Annotated in this window: 24 protein-coding genes and 1 pseudogene; 11 read left to right on the top strand and 14 right to left on the bottom strand. The window is 42.1% G+C overall.

Annotated features, from left to right (window positions below):
* Positions 1-7: 7 nt before the first annotated feature.
* The 6 genes from UE46_RS14440 to UE46_RS14465 form a co-directional block, all read right to left on the bottom strand.
* Positions 8-298, bottom strand: coding sequence for a TNT domain-containing protein (locus tag UE46_RS14440; protein WP_324604115.1), 291 nt, complete (start codon positions 296-298; stop codon positions 8-10).
* A gap of 72 nt (positions 299-370) precedes the next feature.
* Positions 371-1594, bottom strand: coding sequence for an ISL3 family transposase (locus tag UE46_RS14445; protein WP_118907367.1), 1224 nt, complete (start codon positions 1592-1594; stop codon positions 371-373).
* Between the two features lie 131 nt (positions 1595-1725).
* Positions 1726-2925 carry a T7SS effector LXG polymorphic toxin gene (locus tag UE46_RS14450; protein WP_051493092.1) on the bottom strand — a complete coding sequence of 400 codons (1200 nt, stop codon included), beginning with the start codon at positions 2923-2925 and terminating at the stop codon, positions 1726-1728.
* Complete coding sequence (locus UE46_RS14455; protein ID WP_036063488.1) at positions 2922-3296, bottom strand: DUF3958 family protein; 375 nt, start codon at positions 3294-3296, stop codon at positions 2922-2924. Before UE46_RS14455 ends, UE46_RS14450 begins: the two co-directional genes overlap by 4 nt.
* Complete coding sequence (locus UE46_RS14460; RefSeq protein WP_036063490.1) at positions 3293-3571, bottom strand: DUF3130 family protein; 279 nt, start codon at positions 3569-3571, stop codon at positions 3293-3295. The genes UE46_RS14455 and UE46_RS14460 overlap by 4 nt, the downstream gene beginning before the upstream one ends.
* A 253-nt stretch (positions 3572-3824) precedes the next feature.
* The gene (locus tag UE46_RS14465; RefSeq protein WP_036063493.1) at positions 3825-4520 is read right to left on the bottom strand and encodes a type II toxin-antitoxin system PemK/MazF family toxin; all 696 of its coding nucleotides are present in this window, start codon (positions 4518-4520) and stop codon (positions 3825-3827) included.
* 138 nt (positions 4521-4658) lie between these two features.
* Here UE46_RS14465 and UE46_RS14470 point away from each other — a divergent pair, with 138 nt between their 5' ends.
* The gene (locus tag UE46_RS14470; RefSeq protein ID WP_036063494.1) at positions 4659-5054 is read left to right on the top strand and encodes a (deoxy)nucleoside triphosphate pyrophosphohydrolase; all 396 of its coding nucleotides are present in this window, start codon (positions 4659-4661) and stop codon (positions 5052-5054) included.
* Between the two features lie 26 nt (positions 5055-5080).
* Here the strand turns inward: UE46_RS14470 and UE46_RS14475 are convergent, their stop codons facing one another.
* Positions 5081-6511 carry a DEAD/DEAH box helicase gene (locus tag UE46_RS14475; protein WP_036063495.1) on the bottom strand — a complete coding sequence of 477 codons (1431 nt, stop codon included), beginning with the start codon at positions 6509-6511 and terminating at the stop codon, positions 5081-5083.
* 847 nt (positions 6512-7358) lie between these two features.
* On the opposite strand from UE46_RS14475, the gene UE46_RS14480 reads away from it, so the two are divergent.
* From UE46_RS14480 to UE46_RS14490, 3 genes are all read left to right on the top strand, one after another.
* Positions 7359-8789, top strand: coding sequence for a CapA family protein (locus UE46_RS14480; protein ID WP_036063496.1), 1431 nt, complete (start codon positions 7359-7361; stop codon positions 8787-8789).
* 15 nt (positions 8790-8804) lie between these two features.
* A complete protein-coding gene (locus UE46_RS14485; protein WP_036063497.1) occupies positions 8805-9770 on the top strand; it encodes a cation diffusion facilitator family transporter in 966 nt (321 codons plus the stop codon).
* A gap of 231 nt (positions 9771-10001) precedes the next feature.
* Positions 10002-11483 (top strand): DHA2 family efflux MFS transporter permease subunit, encoded by a 1482-nt coding sequence (locus UE46_RS14490; RefSeq protein WP_036063501.1) that lies wholly within the window; start codon positions 10002-10004, stop codon positions 11481-11483.
* Positions 11484-11507: 24 nt separating this feature from the next.
* Here UE46_RS14490 and UE46_RS16365 read toward each other — a convergent pair whose 3' ends face one another.
* Complete coding sequence (locus tag UE46_RS16365; RefSeq protein WP_159103128.1) at positions 11508-11681, bottom strand: hypothetical protein; 174 nt, start codon at positions 11679-11681, stop codon at positions 11508-11510.
* A gap of 124 nt (positions 11682-11805) precedes the next feature.
* Between UE46_RS16365 and UE46_RS14495 the strand changes: the two genes are divergently transcribed.
* Entirely contained in the window at positions 11806-12711 is a 906-nt protein-coding gene (locus tag UE46_RS14495; RefSeq protein WP_036063503.1) for an AEC family transporter, read from the top strand.
* 149 nt (positions 12712-12860) lie between these two features.
* A complete protein-coding gene (locus UE46_RS14500; protein WP_036063505.1) occupies positions 12861-14324 on the top strand; it encodes a helix-turn-helix domain-containing protein in 1464 nt (487 codons plus the stop codon).
* 43 nt (positions 14325-14367) lie between these two features.
* Here the strand turns inward: UE46_RS14500 and UE46_RS14505 are convergent, their stop codons facing one another.
* The 3 genes from UE46_RS14505 to UE46_RS14515 form a co-directional block, all read right to left on the bottom strand.
* Entirely contained in the window at positions 14368-15318 is a 951-nt protein-coding gene (locus UE46_RS14505; protein ID WP_036063507.1) for a quinone oxidoreductase family protein, read from the bottom strand.
* 236 nt (positions 15319-15554) lie between these two features.
* On the bottom strand, positions 15555-16676 hold the full coding sequence (gene rlmN / locus UE46_RS14510) for a dual-specificity RNA methyltransferase RlmN (protein WP_036063509.1): 1122 nt from the start codon (positions 16674-16676) through the stop codon (positions 15555-15557).
* Positions 16677-16738: 62 nt separating this feature from the next.
* Entirely contained in the window at positions 16739-16924 is a 186-nt protein-coding gene (locus tag UE46_RS14515) for a hypothetical protein (protein ID WP_036063511.1), read from the bottom strand.
* A 161-nt stretch (positions 16925-17085) separates the two neighbouring features.
* On the opposite strand from UE46_RS14515, the gene UE46_RS14520 reads away from it, so the two are divergent.
* Complete coding sequence (locus UE46_RS14520; RefSeq protein ID WP_118907729.1) at positions 17086-18309, top strand: ISL3 family transposase; 1224 nt, start codon at positions 17086-17088, stop codon at positions 18307-18309.
* 135 nt (positions 18310-18444) lie between these two features.
* Here the strand turns inward: UE46_RS14520 and UE46_RS14525 are convergent, their stop codons facing one another.
* Both UE46_RS14525 and UE46_RS14530 read right to left on the bottom strand, forming a co-directional pair.
* Positions 18445-18882 carry an SRPBCC family protein gene (locus UE46_RS14525; RefSeq protein WP_036061469.1) on the bottom strand — a complete coding sequence of 146 codons (438 nt, stop codon included), beginning with the start codon at positions 18880-18882 and terminating at the stop codon, positions 18445-18447.
* A gap of 99 nt (positions 18883-18981) precedes the next feature.
* Positions 18982-19803, bottom strand: coding sequence for an alpha/beta hydrolase (locus UE46_RS14530; protein ID WP_051492974.1), 822 nt, complete (start codon positions 19801-19803; stop codon positions 18982-18984).
* 628 nt (positions 19804-20431) lie between these two features.
* On the opposite strand from UE46_RS14530, the pseudogene UE46_RS16485 reads away from it, so the two are divergent.
* The 4 genes and pseudogenes from UE46_RS16485 to UE46_RS14550 all read left to right on the top strand — a co-directional run.
* A pseudogene (locus tag UE46_RS16485) lies at positions 20432-20551 on the top strand (permease prefix domain 1-containing protein); the annotation flags it as partial.
* 227 nt (positions 20552-20778) lie between these two features.
* A complete protein-coding gene (locus tag UE46_RS14540) occupies positions 20779-21417 on the top strand; it encodes a hypothetical protein (RefSeq protein WP_036061467.1) in 639 nt (212 codons plus the stop codon).
* A 64-nt stretch (positions 21418-21481) separates the two neighbouring features.
* Entirely contained in the window at positions 21482-21910 is a 429-nt protein-coding gene (locus UE46_RS14545; protein ID WP_036061466.1) for a hypothetical protein, read from the top strand.
* Between the two features lie 157 nt (positions 21911-22067).
* Positions 22068-24419 (top strand): polysaccharide lyase 8 family protein, encoded by a 2352-nt coding sequence (locus UE46_RS14550; RefSeq protein ID WP_118907730.1) that lies wholly within the window; start codon positions 22068-22070, stop codon positions 24417-24419.
* Between the two features lie 59 nt (positions 24420-24478).
* On the opposite strand, the gene UE46_RS14555 is transcribed toward UE46_RS14550, so the two are convergent.
* Complete coding sequence (locus tag UE46_RS14555) at positions 24479-26212, bottom strand: putative frv operon regulatory protein (protein ID WP_118907731.1); 1734 nt, start codon at positions 26210-26212, stop codon at positions 24479-24481.
* Position 26213 lies beyond the last annotated feature (1 nt).

The following is a 26213-nucleotide window of genomic DNA, read 5'->3' on the forward strand; positions in this document are numbered from 1 at the left end:
CTCCTTCCTAGTCAATTTCACGAATATAATTGTTATCAAGTAAATTTTCAACGGTTGCGTCTATTAGTTCGCCTTTTTTATTTAATATTTTATTTTCACCAGAAAAGTACTGCGTTCCGCCCCCGACCCTATCAAACCAAGGAGCTGCTTTTCCCGAATCTACCACAAACGGTTTTACAATTTTATATCTATAATAATTAGCTTCATCACTGTGTAGAGCAAGTGCTCGCTGTTCATATAAAATACCGTCTGGAGATGTAAAATAAGCATTTTCTGGCTCTCCATAGCGATCTATTATTTTGGCTCTTTGTCAATTGTTGGGGTGAAATATCGAGGTACAAGCTAGGGAAATAGTGGCTTGTACCTCTTTTTAGCCTACAGAAATGTCAAAATTTTTGATAAAGTGCTGGGCAAGTATTTTGGCGCGGAACCGTGAAAAGTTTTGATAGCCATAAGAAGTACGCTTGATGACCTTGGTTCGGTTGTTAATTCCTTCTACGAAACCATTGGACAGATGTGGGTAAATGAAGGCATTGATGATTTCTGTTTCCCAGCGTCGGAAAGTACCGATAGCTTTTATGAATTCTGGAAGCTGTTTGTCTTGTACGAGTTGATAGAAATCGTGTAAGGATTGACGAACGTCGCGGCGTTCTTGTGCTTTATTGGCATCAAACCAAGCCTGATAGGCTTCCTTGATGGTGTAGGCGGTTTGTAGATCAGGGTGCAAGCTTAAGTAACGGCGAATGATGCTTTTTTGCGCTGTATCCAGCTTATGAGATCGCTTGAAAAGGAGTTTTTGTATCCGTTTCCCGTGTTTTCGATCTTTTTCTGAAAAACGCTGTTGGACACGAACGCGGACTTTATTCAGCGCCCAATAGATGTAGCGAGAGAAGTGGAAAGAATCGGCAATAATAACTGGTTTGTCAAGAGCTTGTTGCACAGCGTTTTTGAAGGTCGAGCTCAAATCCATGATAACCATCTCTACCTGATGCCCGCGTTCTCTTAAATAACGTTGAATGGTTTTGGCGCGACGGTTTTCTAAGATATCAATGGGGCGACGAGTCATGGGGTCAGCGATAATGAGTTGGAATTTGCCTTTGTCGGTATCTCCCTTGAACTCATCGATAGCGATGACTTTAGGAAGAGCGACGGGAGGCGTGGAAAAGGCTTCTGTACGCGCGTCGAATAGGCGCATAATTTTAGGTGCGGTGGTTCCAAACGTTCTGGCAGTATAGGTAAAGGAGGGGGCAGAGATACTATGGAAAAGGGCTGCTTGATGCCAAGATGTCGAAAAACGCTGATAGCGTGCCACAAGTCCTTGATTTTTTTCATCAAATGATTTTCCGCAGGAACAAGCATATCTGCGTTTTCGATAGTGCACATAGACACGTTTTTCTGCGACTTTTAGATGTTGGAAAGTGTGCGTACGATAGTCTTTAATGCGATCTGTCCGTGTTTTACAAGAGGGGCAGGCATGTTTTTTTCGTTTTAGTTGGATATGAATGTGGCAGATATGATTTTCAATCGAATAATCAAGAAGTTGGATGTTTTTATTTTCTAAACCGATGAGTTGTATGATAAAATGGTCTGGCATGGTAATATCGCTCCTTTGGATTGGGTTTCGTCACTTTTATCTTAAAGGATTTTGATATTACTGTGTATTTTTTTGTCTTGAAATGAGAACAAAAAAATGCGGAGGTAGATTATTTTCTACCCCAACATTTATTATAGAACCATTATTTTCCCTGGCTCTATCTTTTTCTTTACTGGAATTCCCTCAAAACCATTATTAGGCGGCCAATTTATCGCACCCGTCTTTTGATCGTAATACTTAGGATTATCATACACCACTTTATTTCTCAAATACTTCGCTTCGTTTGGTGGATAACCCCAACCGCTCAATTTCGCTCTATCAAGAGCATTTATTTCTGCAAGTGAGGTCCTCGTCCCAAACTTCGCCGTAAACCTCGCAAGCCCCAACGCCGGCGCTCCATACTGAAATGCCACTGTAGCTCCATCAACCAATCTCATTCCAGCGCTAATCCGCTCGCCAGATACGGAATCCACGCCATACACAGCACGATAAAATGCTCCAACTCCCAGTACTTCGCGGAATACCGTCTCATTTTGCCAATAAATCATTTGCTGATTCACGAAATTTAGCGTAGCCTCCGTATCCACTTTGCCATCAATCGTCATAAAGCCAGCACTATTACCAGTCGGGATATTTGGCGTTAGTCCGATTTCTTCTATCGCCTTTATTTTATCATCAATTTCCTGCTGGGTCGCGTACATTTTGACCAAATGCTCGAATGTTGCGGGGGTTAACTTCTCGATGTTGTATGTACCAGTCTTACTATTAAACTTCAAATTCTGCTGAATATCACGTACCGCTCTATTAATAAAACGCGACAGCTCGCCCAATTCATAAAAATAGTCCACGTGACTTCGCTCGAAATCGAGTAATTTTCTTAGAACGTCCTCTTTTTTATGTGCCTCAAAAATTTGCGTCGCTAAATAGTTCAACTCGGAAGCTTTCTGAGTACCGTTTATCGCGCTTAGTTCCGCCGTGACATCCCCCATCCGGTTCTCAAATCCGTTAATCTTTTGATCCAGATCGAAAATTCCGTCTGCATCAAGCCTTGCGTTTGGCGACATGTCGACTTGACTATGAAAATCTGCGATATAACGTCTAAGCAGGTCTTCACTCAAGTTAAGCGCTTGTTTGATCGATGCGCAGAGTGGTATATACGCTCCAGCATAATAATCTTTTGAAATCGCGATTGCCTCACCTGAAATTGTAGTATCATTTAAATAGGCAATCACCGCTCGCTTTACTGCATCAATGCGTGGCGTTATCTCTTGATTCGTCGCTCGCAATTGATTTGAAAAATGAGTCACTTCTGCAATATCGATTCGGGTCATCGTTTCAACTCCTTATGTAATACTTGCCGCTGTTCTTCTATTTCGTATAAACGGTTTTGTATTCCTTGCTTTTCTTCTTGTAAATCATCTCTTGTTTGCTCTAAGGTTTGGCGCAGTTTTCGTAAATTTTGGTGTCCTGTTTCTGCTGCATCGTCTGCAACGCTTGTACCCAAACTCCCATGCCATACTTCGCGAGCTTGTAGTAGTAATTCCTCTTTTTCACGCTCTATTTCAAAAATCGTCATTTCCACAGATTCTAATCTTGCTTGTTTCTGCTTTACTTCATACAATTTATCATCATTGATTCTATATTCTTTTTTCAGTTGTTGTAATATCTGGTGAATCTGCTCACTTCTCGGCTCTATTCTCAACGCACCTCCAGTTGTTGCGCTACTTCTTTGTCTTTGGCTGCATATGCTTCACCGATTTGCTTGATTCGAATCGCGTCTTCGCGTACCACTTTTCCGAATAAATCCACGCTTTCAACCAACTCAAATAGCGCTTCCCGATAGTTGGAAATCGCTTCACTCTGCGTATAAGGCATATTGCCGTTCTTCATGGGAAAGTAACTCATCCCCGCCATACTCTCGCTTAAATCTGAGGCATGGTTCATCATTTCCTCTCTGCTAACTTTTATTTCAACCATGTTTTCGCTCCCCTCTATGTTGCTAATAATTCCTAAAATCTCGTAATATCTTCATTATATCCCATGTCTACATATTTTGTAAATTAATCTCAGACATAAAAATAAACCCAACCATTTCGCCGAAACGAAATGGTTGGGTTTATACGGGTTCAAGACCCTTCAAACGCTGCTTTCTTTTTGCATCGAGTGCACGGACTCTAAGGCCCTTTAATATCTCAATTATACTCTATTTTTTTGGTTATGTCAATTACTTTTATGAACGTTCTTCCAATTTACTTATCCGTTCTGAAAGTATCCTTATCTCCGTTTCTTTTTCTCGAATAATCGCTTCTTGTTCTTCTAAGTTCGCTTTCCATTTATTATAAGTGAATCCACCAATATACTCCATGACAACTGTATCAATTCTTTCCAATATTTCATTATTTGAAACTCGGCCACCGAATTTTCTCAGTACTCGATTTTTGGAAATACACCTTATTTGTTCAAGTAAAATAGTAGAATCTTTGCTCTGATTTCCTAAATCGGTTGTATTCCGACTGAGTTTAATATGATATTTATTATTATCTCTGAATTTTCTATAATTAGAGGTTAATGGCGCCACGATTAGCAATCCTCCCTGTTCCTTCAACACAATAGCAGGATGATCATATGTCATTTCACTCCCATAATTCCCGAAAAAATCAACATAAACAATACTACCCTTAGAATAATTCCGATACTTTCTTCTTACAGCTGTCTCTTTATCTTTCACATAACGCTCAAATCCTAACAACCACCTAATGCTACTTTCCAATCGTTTCGTTCTAAAATTGTGAGTTAGCTTCTCTTTCGCATCGTAAAAATCAAGAAATAGCTGTGGTTCATCGATAATGTGCTTATTGTCCGCACCCTTACCTCCTAAATTAGGATCAAATCGGGTCATCGCCAAGTATTTTTCTCTATCTCGCATCTCAACCACTCCTCATTTGCTGTATTGCTATTATATCACATAAGCAGTGCTAAAGGCGTAGTTTTTTTACATATATTACAAAATATACGAATCAGGGGTGATTATGCTATGATAAGGGGTGAAAAAGGAGGAATCCCCATGCAAAAAGATATCCATGTGGTTGGCGCTATCATCCAAAAGAACGGTAAAATCCTCTGCGTCCAACGTGCAGATTCCGCTGTCAACGGCGCCGATTGGGAGTTTCCTGGTGGCAAAATCGAACCTGGCGAAACACCGGAACAAGCACTCATCCGCGAAGTTCAAGAGGAAATCGGCTGTGAGATCACGGTAACCGAGGCTTTCGATCACACCGTTTATGCCTACGAATTCGCCAACGTCCACCTCACTTGTTTTCTTTGTGAACTCGTTGCTGGCGAACCGATCTTGCATGTTCACCAAGCAATGAAATGGCTCGACACTAGCGAAATGCTTCACTTGAAGTGGTCACCAGCCAATCTCCCCGCTGTTGAAAAATTGCAGAAAAAAGACGCCTAATCGCGCTGACTAGGCATCTTTTTGCGTTATCTTCGTGCTTTACTTACTTTCAATTTTTTCCCTTTAACCGTCACAGTTTGCATCGCTTTCACAACTTGTGCGCCCTTGCCGTTTAGAATCTCAACAAACGACACGTTATCCTCAATCGTGATAATCCCGATATCATCCGCGCTAACTCCGTCCAACTTCGCGATCGTCCCAACGAAATCCACCGCGCGCAACTTCTTCTTCTTACCACCATTAAAATAAATCTTCATAATATCTTTACTCAGCGCTGCGCTCTTATCCTTCTTCACGACTGGCGCTTCTTCCATTTTCTCATCAAAAGCTTGTTTTCGGGCTGCAACAATCGCCTCATTTGGCAAATCAACTTGCGGAATTTCAAAGCCAATATACTCCTCGATTTCACCGATAAAACGATTCTCAAACGGCGTTACAAAAGTGATTGCTTTACCACTCCGACCCGCTCTGCCCGTACGCCCAGTCCGATGCACATAACTTTCTTTTTCAAGCGGCACATCGTAATTCACCACAAGCGAAATGTTCTCAATATCGATTCCGCGCGCCGCCACATCTGTCGCCACTAAAAAGCGAAACATCCCGCGTTTAAAATCATTCATCACGCCAAAACGATCTTCTTGCGTCAAACCACCGTGAATCTTTTCAGCGGGATAGCCCATGCGGCGCAACTGATCATACGTGTCGTCCACGCGCTCTTGCGTCCGACAAAAAATAATCGCACTCTCCGGATTCTGCACAATCAACGTGTCACGTAACGCGACCATTTTGCGATCATCCTTCACCGTCACTTTTTCATGCGTAATATCCGCCGTTGTCAAACCTGTCGCAGCGATTTCCACGTGTTTTGGCGCCTTCATATATTTATCACTCAACACCGCAATATCCGTCGGTAACGTCGCTGAAAACAACATCGTCACGCGGTTTTTCGGCAACGCTTGAATAATCGCCTCAACCTGCTCAATAAAGCCCATGTTCAGCATCTCGTCCGCCTCATCAATGACCAAATAGCGCACCTTCTCAAGGCTCAGCGTACCTTTTTCAATATGATCCAGCGTCCGACCTGGCGTCCCAACAACCACATGACTTTTCTGCTTCAGCTCCAATTTTTGTTTCGCAAACGGAGACTTCCCGAAAATCGCCGTTGCCTTGATGCGTTTAAAACGACCAATATTCGTAAAATCCGCCTGAACTTGCGCAGCCAATTCCCGCGTCGGTTCCAAGACCAGCGCCTGCGGTTTATTCTCCTCCCAATCCACGAGTTCACAAATCGGAATCGCAAACGAAGCCGTCTTCCCGCTCCCTGTCTGCGCCTTCACCACAACATCCTGCCCATTCAAAACCAGCGGCACAACCTCACGCTGAACCTCCGTGGCCTCCGTATAACCTAACCCTGCCAACGCCTTCTCTATCTCCGAACTTATATTATCAAATCTCATTATTCTACCTCAATCTTTTTTTGTGTTTTTTTAAGTATAACATGAAAAGCTGAGGGAGCCCGTTAGATCCGAAAAAATTTTGAACAGGCGCAAGAAAAATCAATAAAGGTAGGCAATCTCACTACGCTCCATTGCATATTGATTCTCTAAATCAAAGCAGAGTACGCTTTGAAAGTTCGTCAACAATTTTTTTGGAGGCTGTGTAAATTTCGAGGATCTGGCTCCCGAAGCTGGATCCGGAGGCGACAAACACGATTCCCAACATGGATCGATTACTCCCTACGTTCGTACTCATATTGAGGCTCTAAGGAGATACACTACATTTCCTAAGACCCACAACAAAGCTGAAACGGCCCGTTAGATCCGAAAAAAATTGTTAGGGGCCGCAGGAAAAATCCGCAAAGGTAGGCAATCTCACTACGTTCCATTGCATATTGATTCTCTAAATCAAAGCACAATACGCTTTGAAAGTTCATCAACAATTTTTTTGAAGGGCACGAAATTTTCGAGGATCTGGCCGTTGAAGCTGGATCCGGAGGTGCCAAACATAATTCCCAACATGGATCGATTACTCCCTACGTTCGTACTCATATTGAGGCTCTAAGGAAATACACTACATTTCCTAAGACCCACAACAAACCTAAGACCTCCCGCTAGAGCCGAAAAAATTGTTAGGGACCACAGGAAAAATCCACAAAGGATGGATCGATTACTCCTTGCGTTCGTACTCATATTAAGGCTCTAAGAAAACACACTACATTTCCCAAGACCCACATCAAACAAGTTTGCCAACTACCCTCCCACATATTATACTTAAAGAAAAACAGCTCTTGGAAGGAGCAAACTAATGAAGAAATCTACACTAATAACCTCAGTCATCATCATCATCCTTTTTTCAGTTGGCGTTTTCTGGACAGTTCACGCCTTAAATAAAGAAGCGGAAACACCAACAAAAGCACCGCTCCAAGCACTCACCGCAACCGATGTCACAAGCTTGTCCAAACAAACCCAATCCACACTCCAAGCCCTAGCTAATTCAGGTGGCAACTCAGCATCTCAAAAAGACTTAGCCACGCTTGTCAAAAACACAAAAAAATTCAAACTTACCGATGATGCCAACAGCAACTACGTCAAAAATCTAACCGCTTGCCTCGAAACGCTACAACAATATAAAACCGGCAAAGCGGACAAAAAAGCGCTCGGCAAAGTTTATCCTACTTTTGTTACAAATGAAGCCAAACTAAAAAATATCACAAAAACAACCCAATACCAATGGTTCTACGCCGCAGCTGCCAATTACGAACAAGGCTTGAAAGAAAAAGGCGTTATCACGCTAACTATGGTCGGCGATAACTCATTCGGAACCTATCCAGAAACACCCGAGCACCTCAAATTTGATAATGTTTTCAAGAAAAATAATGGCACAAACACCTATGTTTACCAAAACTGCCTACCATGGTTTAAATCGGATGACTATACTGTTATCAACGCCGAAAGTGCCTTCACCAACGCCACCAAAGCTGAAGTCAAAATGTGGCGCATAAAGAGTGACCCAGCTCACGTTGCCTTCCTGCCAGCAAGCGGAATCGAAGCAGCAAATCTGGCGAATAATCACACCATGGATTACTTCCAAGTCGGCTATGATGACACACTAAAAGCGTTCAAAGACAACAATATTCCCGTTTTCAACAAAAATATGCCCCTCATTACAAAAATTGGCGGTATCGAAACAATCCTACTCGGCTACGATTGCCGTTCCAGCCAACAATCGCCGAGCTATCTTGCCAAAATCGAGGCGGACGTTAAAAAATACAAGAAAAAAGATAATCTTGTGATCGTCAATATGCATTGGGGCGTCGAATATCACGAAACACCCGTTGATTATCAAACCCAATATGGACACGCGATTATCGATGCAGGCGCAGATATCATCATGGGATCACACCCACATCGCCTAGAAAGCATCGAAAAATACAACGGCAAATACATCGTTTACAGCATGGGCGATTTCGCTTTTGGCGCCGATCCAACCTTACTTTCCCGTATGACATCGATGTTCCGATTGCGCTTCACAGAAGATAATGGTAAAGTAGTTCTTAAAAACATGTCCATCGTGCCAACTTACGAAAATTCAGACGGTAGCCTAAACGAAAACAACTACCAACCACTTCCCGTTTTTGGCGCCGATGCAAAGAAAATTGTGAACGAATTAATCCGAATAAGTAAACCCGTGCAAGGTGGGGTTACAGAATATGATTATTTCGATCCGTTCTTATAGAAAGAAGGAAACCATTTGAAAGAAATATTTCAACTTTTAAAAGAAGGTAATAAATCCGCACTCACCGCGGCGATTGTGAACGTCCTTGTCTCGATCATTAAAGGAATAACCTATGTCTTTACCGGCAACGTTGCCATGTTCGCCGAAACACTACACAGTCTAGGCGATGCTGCCAATCAATTTTTTGTATTCGTTGGCTCGGCTCTCAGTAAAAAACGCCCAACGAAGCGATTTCCTAATGGCTTTGGCCGTGTTGTAAATCTCGTGCTCCTTGGCGCCGTTCTTATCGTTGGTATCATGGCGTTTGAGACGATCAAAGAAGGGATTTCGCACATTTTCCATCCGACAGAATCGACAGGTTTCCTCATTAATCTTCTCGTTTTGGCTGTTTGTACTATTCTCGAAGGTTTTGTGCTTGTAAAAGCGATGCATGAGATCACACATGATGTTGGTCTGAAATCACGTGGTCTAAAGCTTTTCAAAGATAGCATCGCGAATTTTGGGAAGGCTAAAGCCGCAACTCGACTCGTTTTTCTTGAAGATTCGGTTGCAACTGGTGGCGGACTTCTTGCAATGATCGCCATCATCATCTCGTATTACACACCTTACCATCAAGCAGAAGGAATTGCCTCTGCACTGATCGGCGTTATGATGTTCTTCGTTGTTGGGAAAGTATTCCTCGACAATGCGGCTGGTGCGATCGGCGAATCTGATGAAGTTATGCAAGTCCAAATCGGACAACTTGTCATGAGCGACCCTGATGTGCAAGATATTCAAGTCATCACCGTTTTAAAAGAAGGTGATTTTTTCCACGTTGAAGTAGAAGTTGAACTCGATCCCCATATGACGCTTGCTGAAGTAGATGACGTCAAGGACCGGCTCGAGGAAAATATTTTGACTGTGAAAGGCGTCGTGGATGTTCTCGTTTCGTTCGATGAAGACGATGCGATTCGTAGCTGGGAATACGGCGACGGTCGCTAAATTCCTAATAAGGCTGTAAAAAAGAGTTGCTATATTCTTTTTTACAGTCTTATTTTATTCTCAAGTTAGCTATACAAATAAAGGAAGCGCAATCATTTCTAACGCATCTCATTTACCCGCAAAATACTTCCTTTTTATGAAAGTTTTCGATTGACTCTTTACTCGATTTGCCCTATAATCAAATAGTTAATTAAGTTAACTAATTACTTTTAAATCAGAAGGAGATTGAACATGACACAAACTACGCAAGCGGAAAAACCTGTAGATATTCAGGGGAAACCTTATAATCGTATGTTATTAATGACAGTAATGCTTGTGGGGGCATTCGTTGCTATCTTAAACCAAACGATTCTATCAACAGCACTTCCACATATTATGGTCGATTTAAACATCACCGCGTCAACAGGGCAATGGCTAACAACAGCTTTCCTACTTACTAACGGGATCATGATTCCTATTACCGCGATGTTAATCGGTAAAATTAATTCAAAAACGCTATTTTTAACAGCCATGATCGTCTTTACGGTGGGTACAGTTATCTCTGCTTTCTCAGATAGCTTTGCGTTACTACTAACTGGACGTATTATTCAAGCAGCTGGGGCCGGAATTCTAATGCCTCTTATGCAAACGATTTTTCTACTTATCTTCCCACCAGATCGTCGTGGGGCGGCAATGGGTATGGTCGGATTAGTTATCGCTTTTGCGCCAGCTATCGGGCCCACTTTATCAGGTTGGATCGTTGACAGCTATGATTGGCACATGCTTTTCATCATCTTGATCCCAATCGCAGTTATTGATATTATCTTCGCTTTCTTCGCTATGAGAAAAGTGGTAGAACTGACAAATCCGAAAATCGATATTCTCTCGATTGCGCTTTCTACGATCGGTTTCGGTGCTCTACTTTACGGATTCAGTAGCGCGGGTACAGACGGTTGGACAGACGGCCTTGTGCTTACAATGTTCGCAGCAGGTGTAGTTGGCATTATTTTATTCGTATGGCGCCAACTTGTTATGGAAAAACCAATGCTCGAACTTCGCGTTTTCAAATCACCAGTTTTCACGTTATCAACCATTATTAGTGCGATCGTCATGATGTCAATGATCGGCGCAGAAATCGTATTACCGCTTTACATTCAAAATATTCTCGGTGAAACCGCGCTACACTCCGGATTATTACTACTTCCAGGTGCGATCGTGATGGGTGTTATGAGCCCGATTACCGGTATTATTTTCGATAAAATTGGTCCGAAGTTGCTCGCCATCGTTGGTATGACTTTACTCGTGGCTGGTACAATTCCGTTCATGTTCTTAACAAAAGACACGTCAACTATGTACATCATTGTCTTCTACGCCGTGCGTTTCTTCGGTATTTCGATGGTTATGATGCCGATGTCAACAGCTGGTATGAACTCATTGCCACTGAACATGATGAGTCACGGTACCGCAGTCAACAACACGATTCGTCAAGTTGCCGGCTCGATTGGTACAGCGATCTTGATTACAGTATTAAGTAACGTAACGAAAAATAACATGCCTGGAAAAGCGTTGGCAATGACTGATCCACAAGGATTCCAAAGCCAAGCACTAACAGCAAATCTTGACGGTATGAAAGCAGCATTCATCGTGGCTGTAGCCTTCGCAGTTATTGGCTTGATTTTAAGCCTGTTCGTGAAAGATATTCGTCCTCAAGGTAAGAAAAGCGTAAGTAAATAACATGAAAAGAAACGCAGTGCTGATTCATTTCTCAGCGCTGCGTTTCTTTCGTTTCCGGTCTACGATAATCAAGACAATAATTGTAATCAAGCAAAAAAAACTATATATATCCGAAATTTTCTCTGGTACTAAACGCGTCACCAAAAATCCAGATCCTGATAGTACAAATAAAATCCAAAATCTACGGTCATCTGTCATTTACGTGTTGCCTCCTCTTTCTTCTCTCCTCATTTAACCTTATTTTAAAATAAAAATCAACCTGCTCAAAAAAGTATGCTAAGATAGTAAAAAAGCTTTCTAACTTAAGAAAAGGGTGTTTTGGATGGAATTTGTTTTGATTTTGTTGCCGATCTTCGGAATTTTCGCGATTGGGTTTATTGGGCAGAAAACGCTCAAATTTGATATCCCCAATTTATCGAAGTTAACGCTGTATTTAATGTCGCCATTTTTGGCGTTTAATACGTTTTACACGAATAAATTAACGATCGATTACGCTTACTTACTCATTTTTGTTGTGGGGCTTTGTCTGTCGATTATTGCGATTGTTTATGTGATTGCGAAAGTGATGAACTATGATATTCAAGATGCATGCGCGATGATTTTGGCGTCTGCTTTTATGAATAATGGGAATTACGGGACGCCAGTGGTTCTGCTGATTTTTGGCGCAGCTGGGCTTGATATCGCGGTTATTTTGATGGTGCTGCAACAGCTTGCGATGAGCACGATTGGGGTGTTTTTCGCCGCGCGCGGAAGTTCGCAAAATGCGGGGATGAAAATGGTGTGGCAACGGGTTGTGCGGATGCCAGTTGCTTATGGAGCGCTACTTGGGATTCTACTGCAATTGGTACATTTCCCGGTTCCAACAAGCGTGATGACATGTGTGAAACTCGTTGGGGATGCCGCAATACCGACGATTATGATTGTACTTGGGATGCAACTCGCGGTTATCTCGTTTCGCCGAATTGATATTCCGAAAGTCTCGATTTCGCTTATTTTACGACTGCTCATTTCACCGATGATTGCCGTTTTATTCACGCTTATTTTGCCTGTTGATACGATGACAAAACAGATTATGATACTGCTCGCGGCAATGCCAACTGCTGCTAACACAACTTTACTCGCAGTGCAATTCAATACGAAGCCCGATCTTGTTTCCAGCACGACTTTTATTAGTACGGTCCTTAGCATCGTCACAATTCCGACAATTTTATGGATCCTATTTTCCTAGAAACTACTGACATTAAAAAAGAGGTGTGATATAGTTAACATTCTGAAGTAAGTACAGCACCTACGAAAACACCGAACCCTGCACTGGGCAAGGTGTTGTTTCGTGTCCGCATAGTCAAATGTGATTCTATGAACTAGGAGTGTGTCTATTTGAAAAATTTAATTGTTGCCTCGGAATATCGCAAACTGAAACTACTACAGATGTTGTTTAATGCCCCACAAAATTACCAGAAAAAACAACTTGCCTCCTTGCTACACTGCTCTATCAAAACTTTAGAAAGTGATATCGAGTCACTACAAGGGCTTATCGATAAAGATATCGCTTACGTCTATGAAAATGAAGCTAGATATATCATGCTCGACGTCGGCGAACATGTCAATTTTGCTTATCTATACGCGTTAATCATAAGTAACTCCCATCTTTACCTGCTTGCAGACGACACGTTACGAAGCGCGGAAATGAACTTATCTGAATGGGCCGAACAAAATTATAGCAGTGTCCCTACGATGTATCGCCGTATTCGCCAAATCGATGACTATCTTTCTGAATGTAACCTCGTTTTAGAGACGCGACCGCTAGCCATTAAAGGGCCCGAAGTCAACCTCCGTTTTTTCTATTATCACATCTACAGCAAGGCCTATCCCTATACTGAATGGCAATTTCCCGATATCCCCTACGAAACATTGAATCAGTTTATTATTCAAATCGAAGCTTTCTACCACATTCGTTTCTCACTTTCTTCACGGATTAAATACGCCATCTCACTTGCAGTAGCTTTAACCCGCATCAAGCAAGATTCTGCATTTATTTCCAAAAAACATTACCTCGATTGTTGGGATAATATCACAGCTGATCAGCCCGATGGCGCCACGATTGACTATACCCTACTTGAAGATATCATAGGTTGTCCGCTCTCAAAAGATGAACGTTTTTTCACTATTATCATGGCCTCATGGAGCCACTTCACACATACGAGCAGCTACTTCTCCAAAGCACGCGCAAAACATGGCCCTAATGTATATGCCCCTAATCATATGCTGGCATCTGAGCTAACTGGTATTTTAAATCAACACCACACTCCCAATACAGAACTTGCAATTACAGAAACGATTGATTTTCTATTCAGATTTACCTTCCTCGATAAAATGAACTTCCTACCAGACATTCCACGACCACAGAATTCACCAGAAGAAATCCAACTACGTGACCAGATTCGCAAAATTTTAACGAAATACGAGACCCATACCGATTTTCGCTATATTCGCTCTAATAAGCCGCTCATCATCAATCATTTAGTAGATATTTATAGTATTTTAATGAAGCAAACACCGCCCTATGACACACTTCACATTAAAGTTATCTCCGAAAATGGTCATTTATGGGAAGAGTATCTTCGCAGTGAGATTAAAAAGAAATATTCCAAAGATCAAGTACGACTCTGCCATGATACAATTTCTCATCAGCCTAAGCCACACATTGATTTAATTATCAGCGATTTTCCGTTTTATGAACAGCCTGATATCGAAGCAGACGGCCTACTCTGGAACATCCCGCCTTCGCCCACAGATTTTGCGCAATTGGATATGGTTTTAGAGCGCCAGAAAGTATATTAAAAAAGAGAGCTGGGCATTTAACGTCCAACTCTCTTCTTTATTTTTAAGGAATCAACAAAATTTTACCGGTGCTTTTTCTACTTTCTAGCAAATCATGTGCGGCTTTTCCTTCTGATAGGGAGAATTTCCGCGGCTGATTTACTGTTATTTTACCGCTACTAATCATTTCAAATAGAGCATGTGAGCGCTTGATTCGCTCGTCTTTACTCGTCAAGAAGCTCCATAAATCGCCGCCAGTCAAGGTTTTGGAAGTGTCCATCAACATCCGCGGATCCACTGCGCTCGGATCACCGCCCGACATACCATAAAAAACGACCGTCCCTTTATCACGTACTGCCGAAAAGCTATCCATCAGCGTTGAGCCTACAGAATCATACGCAACATCGATTTTGCCAGCGAGTTTTTCAGCCCAATTATCGCTATATAGCAAAACTTCTTCTGCTCCTAGCTTGCGTGCCACTTCGGCTTTTTCTTCACTGGAAGTAAGGCCAATAACCTGACCGCCGAGCGAGGTGATGATTTGCGTCAACATTTGGCCGACACCGCCTGCCACCGCATGAACGAGCGCCACGTCACCGTATTTTATCGCGTAGCTATCTTTTGCTAAGTAACTTGCCGTCAAACCTTGCAGCAACACAGAAGCTGCGACGTCATCACGAATAGCAGCTGGAATCGGAATCGCTTTGGATACGGGAACTGCTACAAGCTCGGCATTCGCAAGCGGCACATCTACAAAAGCAACACGATCGCCCGCCGCAAATTCCGTCACGCCTTCGCCAATCGCTACAACAACGCCCGCGCCTTCGTAACCCAGCACATATGGCGGCTCACCAACAATATGGTAGTTCCCTTTTCGACGATAAATATCCGCAAAATTGAGTCCAATCGCAGTCGTACTAAGTAAGATCTCACCTTTTTGCGCCGTGGCATCTGGAACATCTACATATTGCAATACATCTGAATTCCCAAACTCGTTAAACACCAATGCTTTCATAAAAAATCGTCTCCTTATATGTAAGAAAAGCCCGCAAAATCTCTCAGCGCGCCACCAAACACTCATTTCCGTCGTTAAAAGCTCCGTTCCAGTGCTCTCGTACAAGTCGTACACTCCGCGCTGGTACTCGCTTTTGCCTAGGTACTAAGCATTTGGTGACGTGCTCAGTTTTTGCGGTTCAGACTAGTTATTGCCAGGTTCCAACTCTAAATCACTAGCACTACTTTTCCAGAACCTTATTCCGCAGCTGACGCTTGTTTCGCTTCCGCCTCTGCTTTTTCACGCATCCGTTCCCGAACGCCTTTTTTCTTAATTTGTTTACTACGCAATTGACCACACGCAGCATCAATATCCGTCCCATGCTCGCGACGAACAACGCAGTTTATGCCTTTACGTTTCAATGTTTCGTAAAACGCGTCGATCACCGTATCATCACTTCGTTGGTACTGATCGTGCTCATCAACCGGATTGTACGGAATCAAGTTTACCCATGCCAGGTGGCGCTTCTCACCAATTAAAGCCGCCAGTTCAAGCGCTTCTTGTCTGTGATCATTGACATCTTTTAGCATAATATACTCATACGTAATACGGCGATTCGTTTTCTCCAAATAATATTCGACCGCTTCCATCAACGTTTCTAGCGGATACGTCTTGTTAATACGCATAACGTGTGTCCGCAAATCATTGTTTGGTGCATGTAGAGATACGGCCAAATTGACGCGAATATCCTCATTTGCAAAATCGATAATACGCGGTGCCAAGCCACTTGTTGATACAGTAATATGACGCGCTCCGATTGCCAGACCCTTCTGATCATTCACAACACGAAGGAAATCCATCACGTTATCATAGTTATCAAACGGCTCGCCGATACCCATAACCACGATATGACTCACACGCTCGCCTTGCCCTTTAGAATCCAAGTAAAGCTGTACATTCATGATTTGTTCCACAATCTCACCGGCATTCAGATCACGCTGTTTCTTAAGCAACCCACTCGCACAAAAAGTACAACCGATATTACATCCCACTTGCGTCGTTACACAAACACTAAGTCCGTAAGAATGCGTCATCATAACCGTTTCGATTAAGTTTCCATCCGATAACTGGAATAAATATTTCGTCGTGCCATCTTTAGATTCCTGTTTAATTTGTTCATTCAATGTGTGCATTAAGAAATGTTCTTCCAGCATATCCACACATGTTTTATTTAAGTTCGACATCTGCGAAAATTCAGTGACACGTTTGACATAAAGCCAGTCCCACACTTGCGTTGCGCGGAATCTTTTCTCGCCCTTTTCTTCAAACCAGTCGCCAAGCTGCGCCATCGTTAACCCGTAAATCGAGCTTTTTTCCATTCTTCAAAAACCTCTTTTCAAAATTTCATTACCCTTATCCAAATTATAACGGTTTTAACGTCTCACCGCAAGGCTTGCTTTGCGGCATATTGGGCGTGAAGTTCCGCTGTTTTGAAGAATGGCCGCGTCACATCTGCTTCCCCAATGAACAATTCTAATTCCGTATACCCCAAGACAACGCCCTGCGCCTCTTTTACACTCACCTTTTTCCGGTAATAGTCAACGTATTCGCCTGCTAATATTCTCATTAAACTATTCAAAAAAAAACGGTTCTATAATAAATGTTGGGGTAGAAAATAATCTACCTCAGCATTTTTTTGTTCTCATTTCAAGACAAAAAAATACACAGTAATATCAAAATCCTTTAAGATAAAAGTGACGAAACCCAATCCAAAGGAGCGATATTACCATGCCAGACCATTTTATCATACAACTCATCGGTTTAGAAAATAAAAACATCCAACTTCTTGATTATTCGATTGAAAATCATATCTGCCACATTCATATCCAACTAAAACGAAAAAAACATGCCTGCCCCTCTTGTAAAACACGGACAGATCGCATTAAAGACTATCGTACGCACACTTTCCAACATCTAAAAGTCGCAGAAAAACGTGTCTATGTGTACTATCGAAAACGCAGATATGTTTGTTCCTGCGGAAAATCATTTGATGAAAAAAATCAAGGACTTGTGGCACGCTATCAGCGTTTTTCAACGCTTTGGCACCAAGCGGCCCTTTTTCATAGTATTTCCGCTCCGTCCTTTACCTATACTGCTAAAACATTTGGAACAACCGCACCTAAAATTATGCGCCTATTCGACGCGCGCACAGAAACCTTTTCCTCGCCTCCCGTCGCTCTTCCTAAGGTGATCGCTATCGATGAGTTCAAGGGAGATACCGACAAAGGTAAATTCCAACTCATTATCGCTGACCCCATGACTCGTCGCCCCATTGATATCTTAGAAAACCGTCGCGCCAAAACCATTCAACGTTATTTAAGAGAACGCGGGCAGCAGGTAGAGATGGTTATCATGGATTTGAGTTCGACCTTCAAAAACGCTGTGCAACAAGCCCTTGACAAACCAGTTATTATTGCCGATTCTTTCCACTTCTCTCGCTACATCTATTGGGCACTGAATAAAGTCCGCATTCGTGTTCAACAACATTTTTCAGAAAAAGATCGCAAGCACGGCAAACGCATACAAAAACTCCTTTTTAAGCGATCTCACAAGCTGGACACAGCGCAAAAAAGCATCATTCGCCGTTACTTAAGCTTGCACCCTGATCTACAAACCGCCTACACCATCAAGGAAGCCTATCAGGCTTGGTTCGATGCCAATAAAGCACAAGAACGCCACGACGTTCGTCAATCCTTACACGATTTCTATCAACTCGTACAAGACAAACAGCTTCCAGAATTCATAACAGCTATCGGCACTTTCCGTCGCTGGGAAACAGAAATCATCAATGCCTTCATTTACCCACATCTGTCCAATGGCTTCGTAGAAGGAATTAACAACCGAACCAAGGTTATCAAGCGCACTTCTTATGGCTATCAAAACTTTTCACGATTCCGCGCTAAAATACTTGCCCAGCACTTTATCAAAGATTTTGACATTTCTGTAGGCTAAAAAGAGGTACAAGCCACTATTTCCCTAGCTTGTACCTCGATATTTCACCCCAACAATTGACAAAGAGCCAAAAAAACATACAAAAGTATGTTTTAGACGGTAGAAAAATTACTTTATCTGATACTCCACCAAAATTCAGTGTGTCGGCAAATCCTTACTTAACTTTATAAGCACGGTTCCTGCCCTATCCCACATCTCATTCATCATATCATAATAGCTATCATCCATTGTAACGTCCACAAGCATCTTTGTCTGATCGCCTACTGGTTCAAAGATATACTGCTCAAGCATATCCGCAAATGCAGCAACTTCAACATATTTTCCATCATTGATTTCACCCAAAAATGAGAATTTGATCTCTTTCGCTGGTTCAAAAACGACCACTTTAGAAACTAGTCCATTTCCCGCTGTATCAACAAAATTAACCGTTGCATTAAGTGCCATATCACCAGTATAAGTCGATCCTTCATGAAAAGCAGCTGCCCATTTTTCATACTTACTACGATCAATAACTAATTCCCAAGCTTCTTCTGGTCTGCAATCAAGCATAAACTCTTTTTTTATGTGTTTCATTTTTAACTCTCCTTCTGATATCATTTTATAGTTTCATTGTAGTACATCTGGAATTTACTAACAAGCAAAAGGTGATCCAGTAGACTAATCACCCTCTATTTAATAAATAAATGCTGCCACAATCGCGTCCACCGTCGTATTTTCGTGCAAATCGCTATGTTGCGCATTTTCCCCCGTCACAACCTGCTCGCTATAAGTGGCAACTGTATCATCAAAAATTAAACGTGAGGATAACGCGCTCCCAACAGGTACAACCCCGTCCGATACACCGTCCGAATCCAGATCTCCCGCAATCGATAGCACTTGCAATTTTGCATCTAAATTCTTACTTTCCGCAATGTATTTCTTCAATTCCGCCGTCTGGCTCGCTACGCCCGAACTATCCGTCGTCGTTACATTATCATCCGCATCCAAATCATTAAACGGCGTTCCGATCACTACTAGTTTTTCCATCGTAGGAGCCGAATCATCCGCCAATTCTTCCGCATAAGTAGTCAGCGCCAATCCACCGTTGGAGTGCCCAATCGCGCTGTATTGCGTCATATTATATTTTTTCTGAATATCCTTAATCACCGCGTTCACCCACTCGGCTTCTTTGGCAATCGGTGCGTCATTATTCTCAAATACTATTTGGATAAACGGGTTTTTCGATTTAGAACTCAGCGTTCCTTGATATTCAAGCGTCCCGTCTTTTTTCACGACGACAATAATCTTGTCCGTGGACTTGCCATACGTCGATGTAATCCGAGAAATCATGTCATTAAATGAGTTGGCCGTACCATGCGTCCCGTGAACGAGCACGATCGGTGTCGTATTCGATAAGTCAACATCACTAACCCTCGCAGAATACGCCTTAATCGATCCAAATACCGCCACCGCTAAAAATAAAGCTCCCCCAAACAACACTAATTTCCGCCACATATCCCATCAATCCTTCCGATTCATTCTTATACTCTTACTTTACCCAAAAAAGATGAACAAATTATTACCAAAATATTAGGTTTTAAAGAAGTTTTGCCGACAAATTAAGTTTTTATGTTTAGTATCAGATTTATTGTTTTAGTTTTCATCATGTCAGAAGATTTTTATTCTCTGGTAGAATCGAAGCTTTTACTTTTTCTCATATTTTATGCTCTTATCGGTTTCGCCTGCTCGCTAACGCTCCTAGCCATATTGGAGGACTTTGGTTTTCTGGGTCTTATTTGTTCTGCGGTTTTTCATGTTACCTGCTACAGGCGTTTTGGTTTTCCGCGTATCTATCTGTTTTGAGGTTATTCCTCATTTTCCATTGCAATCGTCCACTGATGGATTACATGCTCGTTTCACTCTCATGCATATTGAGGCTCTAATTCAGCACAGTACGCTTCATAAGAGCCACAACAATTACTTTGACACATAGAGTAATCCATGCTATTATTACTCTATCAGATAGAACACTGTGCGCGCAGTTGTATTTTTGAATACTTTGGAGGTTTTAAAAATGATAACTATTAAAAAACATGTCAATCAATTATTTAGCGATATTCCAGCTACGGAGGAAAGTTTATTTATGAAAGAGGAGATTCTTCGTGGACTCGAGGACAAAGTTGAGATCCTAATGGTCCAAGGGAAGTCAGAAGAGGACGCGATCAATAAAGCGATTGTCGAACTTGGCGATTTAACGGATTTACGTATGGAACTGGCCGAAGCTCGTGTGAAACCGCCTAAATCGTATCTTGCTTGGACGCATTTCCAGTTCTCAATCGTTGGCGCAGCACTCATCATCGGCTTACTGCTCTTCATCAATGTCTATTACACGCCTACTGTTCTGTGGGTCGTTTTCCCAGCGTTTGCAATCGTTTGGTGGCCACTCGCCATGTACTTTAGATGTCTGCGTGTCCAAGGGGAGGTCATGAATTGAAAGGTTTAGTCAGTTTTTCTATCGTTGGCAGCGCGATCTGTATGTTTTTCCTAGTCATGCTTAACTATTTCCTAACACCCGCGCTCGATTGGAGCATTTACCCATGTATCGCCCTACTTCTGTGGCCCTTATCCATGTATTTCGTTTACCGCCAAAATTTGAAACAGTTCGCATTCTTCACAAGCTCCGTCTTTATTATCCTGCTAACTGTCATCAACTTACGCGAAACACCCGATGTACTTTGGGTTCTATACGCCCTTTATCCGCTTGTTTTCTGGCCTGTTTTTACAGCGTTCGGGAAAAAAGCTTATACAATGACTGTCGCTGTGATTGGCGCTACAGCAACGATTATCTATTACGCATTGCTTAACATTGCCTTTTCGCCAAGCTATCCATGGGTCATCGCAATTATTTTTGCAGTCGGTTGGTGGCCTTTATCGCTATACCATGCCAAAAACAGAAGCTTTTTCACCTTCTCCATTCAAGCGAGCATTTGGATTAGCGCCTTTGTTATCGGTATGAACTGGGCCTTTTCACCAAGCGTGATTTGGGCGATTTATCCGATTTTTGCGGTTGTGTGGTGGCCTTTATCCATGTACTTTTTTAGTGCAAAACGTCACATGACATCTTTATAATTCCGCTCATGTATGGTACATTCAAATAGAAGCCAAAATTTTATTTGAAGGAGTCATTGTGAAAATGGAAAATCAATTAGATGAAAAAGCTGTTTTACGCGCGCAGTTAACGAATCCGCGTTGGATGACACTGACGCTCGCCATTATTTGTACGTTGTTCGCCTTGTTTACCTTACTCGGCGTGTTAGTCCTGTTTAGGCTTTCCAGCGAAGGAATCAAGCCAGAAGCGCTCCATGCCTTACTAATCGCAAAAATCTTGGCGTCTATATTCTGTATCCTTTACGCCATATTTGCCTTACTTCTATTCAATAATTTTTCAAAACTAAGAAAAGGTATCGTTGTTCCGAAAATGCTCTACTTTGCGTTAAGTGTATTCGTTATCCTATCCGCAGCAAATAGCATCTTCAGTGGACAACTAGGCGGCGTCTTTTTACCCCTTATTATTTTATTATTCGCCATCAAAATCATCTTAGATCTCGGAAAGCTAAAGTAATTAACAAAAAAGATAAAATCCTACTTACATGGTAGCGTTTTATCTTTTTTATTTGCTTTTTTGTGTTTTTACCGACAAATTTAAGGGTATTATGTAAAATAAATTACCAGAAAACCTTAAATGTGTCTAAATTAAAAACAAAGGAGCGTGAATTACCATGAAAAAATATTGGATTACTTTTCTATTAGCTTTGTTCCTATTACTTGGTGTTAGCAGTAGTACATTCGCCCAAACGGTGTCCGAACAAAATACCTCCTTGAACAACTGGCAAATATCTTTGACTGGTAAGGCCTTTCCCAGCTCCAATATCGTGCTGAAAACGACATTATCCGAGCAAGAACGCACCACCCAGCAAAACGTTTTAGCGAAATTAAACAAAGATCCGAACAAAGATTATCTATTTTCAAACGTGACCGCCTGGAAAACGAACTCCATACAAATAACCATCATCGCAACCAACATCGAAAAAATGGCAACGTTGTATCAGACCCCTAACTCGATTTATTATCAAAATGCCTCCTTTAAGCAAGACATCCTCTATGCCCTTCAATGGTTTTATACGAATATCTACAATGAGAACGTCACAAATGCCTATGGAAACTGGTATGACTGGCAAATTGGCACTCCCATTTCACTTGTAAATACACTCACCCTCATGAAAAAAGACATCCCTCCGACCCAATTGCAAAATCACTTGAAAGCTATCGATCACTTTGAACCAGCGACTGCTGACGATCGTTATATTGGAACTGGCGCTAATCGGATAAACAAAGGCTTTATTGTGAGTATGGTTGGTGTCCTTAGTGGCAACCAAGCCAAAATCGATCTCGGTGCTGAAATTACAAAACGCGTCTATACGCCAGTTACTTCTGGTGATGGCTTTTATGCAGATGGCTCTTTTATTCAACATACAAATACGCCATACACATCGGGTTACGGCGCCGAAGTTCTCGCCCGTAGCGCTGATTTTTACCAATTATTCGCTGGTACAACAACGCTCGGTAGCTTCCGTTCTCTACCAACCATCTTCACATATCTCGATTCTACTTACTTACCAGTGTTCTATAAAGGTGAGGTGCTCGACATGACCCGTGGCCGTGCCGCTTCACTAAAAGCCATTCCGAACGAGCAGGTGGCCAATACAATGCTTTACGATATGTATACAATCAGCCAAAAAAATTCCAATGCGACGTATCGAGGTAAATACGCTAACATTCTGAAGTCCTCCATTACTAAGCAATCTGAGAAAACCACTTTTTATAAAAATCTTACCGTCGCACAAGCGCAAACTTTCCAAAATGTACTGGCCAATCCGAATATTCCTGCTACCTATCCAGCGCGAACACAAAATAAAATGATGGGTGGCGCTAGCCAAATGATCGACACAAAGCCTGGATATGTTGCAGGCCTAGCAATGTTTTCTAAAAAGGTATCTGCTTTTGAAAGTATCGCAGGGCAAAACATGCTCGGCCACTACACAGGAACGGGCGCCCTCTATCTTTATAACGGCGACGAATCGTTCAAAGGAAACTACTATCCAACTGTTGATATGACAAGTCTCGCAGGTACAACAACCGATCATAAAACAAAGCCAGTTACAGTTGATAACGCCAAATACCTCAATCCCGTAGCTTGGTCTGGCGGCGTAAGTGATGACCAAAATGGCTCTGCAACAATGCAATATAATATGAAAAATGTGACTGGAAGCACACTCGGCGCACAAAAATCCTGGTTCTTTTTAAACGGTAAAATTGTTGCTCTCGGCTCTGGCATTACGTCAACAGAAAGCCTCAACACCGAGACTATCGTCGAAAATCGCAAGTTGGTCAACACGAATCTCAATAGCTTTGTCGTTAGCGGTCAAACGCTTAACCTCGGCCAAACGAAAACAATCGCAAACACAAAATGGGCCTATCTAAACGGTGCGATTCCGAGCCAAAATATCGGCTATGTCTTCCCAACCGCCACGACAGTCACAGCTTACAAAAAAACGAAATCTGGGAATTGGAATACAATAAACACCCGTAACCGTAGCGAATTAGTAGGCGAAAACTACGCAGGCATCACGATTTCTCACGGACAGAAGCCAACAAATAAATCGTACAGCTACATCTTGCTTCCAGGCAAAACTAAGCAAGCAACCGAAGCCTACAGTAAGCAAATCGACGTCGAAATTCGGGCAAACAATCTAAATCAGCAGGCAATTTTCGATAAATCACAAAACCTCTGGATCAGCAATTTCCGCCAACCCAGTACCCTAAACGGCGTCGTAGCTCAGACTCGTGGATCCATGATGATCCGTAAATCAGCAACGCTTGAAAAAATCACGCTATCCGACCCTTCGCAGGAACAAAACAGCATCGCATTCCTAGTACCTAAACAAACAGGACATAAACTCAAAACTAAATCCACAGAAGCAAGCGTAACAACACAAGGCACAAACTGGCGGATTCAAGTAAATACCACTGCTAAAAATGGCAAATCGTTTCATGTTACTTTTGGGAAATAATGAAAGCACAAAAATAACGCCAGATCTGAGAAATATCAGTCCGGCGTTATTTTTCTATTTTAGCCCTCAATGCAATCAATAAACGCTGCATAATCCGTCAAACTCAGAATATCTTCACTATCATGTTCATTTAGCACATAATAAAGATAACTAAAAACCTTCAACTCGGTACTCACATTCGGGTTCACACAAGCTACTAAAGCATTATGCACAAGCGTCCCGTCCACCAAAACGGCCTCAGCAAGATGCACAAATACCGCAAAAAAAGCTTGATTGCGCTGCGTCGTACAATGCGGTAAAGCCAGATGGTTAATCACTAAATTATTTCCTTTTTGCTCACGTTCCTGAATTTTCATTGCTTCATCTGAACTTAAAATATCACGAGCTTCTAGTTCCCTGCAAATCCCCTGAACGATCGTATTCCAATCTTCTTCTGGCGCATTATGATAGTCCATCGCCAAATTCTCTGGGAAAAACGTCCGAATATTTTTGCGCACATCGATTTTTTCTAACGTATCTTGAATCGAGCGTAATTCCGCCTTCGTGATGACCTGCTTAATATCAATGCAAGCTACATCCGTCTCAAATTCCTGAAACGTCGCGTGGTTATTTAAAATCAATTTAATATCCTGATCTTGCAACGTTGTCTGTAATTCTTGGCGGTGCATGACGACAATAATCTCGATACTCTGCAGTTCTTTTTCAATCATCTGTTTATTAATACTCGCAACAGCGTATTGGTCGGAAAACAAGATAACTTTCGCCGCGGACTGCTTGATTCGCTCCATCGCACACGAAAAATAGAGACCAATCAGATCGATATCATACAATTCGATGCCAAATACCTCATTCGCACTACTCACAAACGCAATACTCAAGTCAAAAGCCAGTGGATATACCGCTTTAATATTTGAGATATTGTGCAGCTTCCGGTCGTGCAGGATAATCGGATACGCGATGCTCCGCTTCAAATGCCCGACTAATTGCTCGACTAGCTCCAAATCATAAACAGGCGTACTATATTGCTCTGCCAATCCTTGCAATATTTCTTGCACTTTTTGAGGAGAAACCGCAGCGCTTTTTCGTTGTTGCGCCTCCATGAAAAATGCCATGAGACCTCGTGCTTCAGCCTGTTTATCCTGACCTACCAACTGTTGATGCCAGTCCATATTTGGCTCATCCTCCAAAATACTGGCCGCCAAAATCAAGCTCGCTAAATGCGCGGAATGAATATTCGGATAATAAAGAGCTCCATCTACCTTCCTGATTCCATCCAATAAAGTCGCATAATCATTCACTGAAATACCCAGCCGCTCGCAAAAAAAAGGAGGATTTTTATCGATCAAATTAGCTAGTAAAATCATTTTTCGAAACGGCGATTCATCTAAATAATGTCCGTAATTCGGCTTTGACTTGATCTGCAAGCGATTCTCATAGTGCCCACGTAAAAAAACAATTTTCTCCGATATAAGCGCTTTTGACAAAAATAAGGTTGCCGCTAAATCATCAAGCGTCCTGAAATCATGACGCAATAGCTCCAGCAAAATAAGTTCATCATCATACATTGATTGGTGCAAAAGATTCGTATAAGCCGCTTTATCTCGAATGTCTAACTGATACCCACCTGCTTGACTCGAGGTAATTTCGCCAATCGTTTGGAGAATATGATTGATCTGGGAAATATCACGCAAAATCGTTCTTTTTGAAGTTCCCGTTAATTTCGCGAGTTCTAAACCGCTTGCTTTTTCATTTTCTAACCGATCCATGATTTGTACTTGCCGCTGATTTAGCATC

Origin of the sequence: Listeria weihenstephanensis (assembly GCF_003534205.1) — a bacterium.
Classification (GTDB): domain Bacteria; phylum Bacillota; class Bacilli; order Lactobacillales; family Listeriaceae; genus Listeria_A; species Listeria_A weihenstephanensis.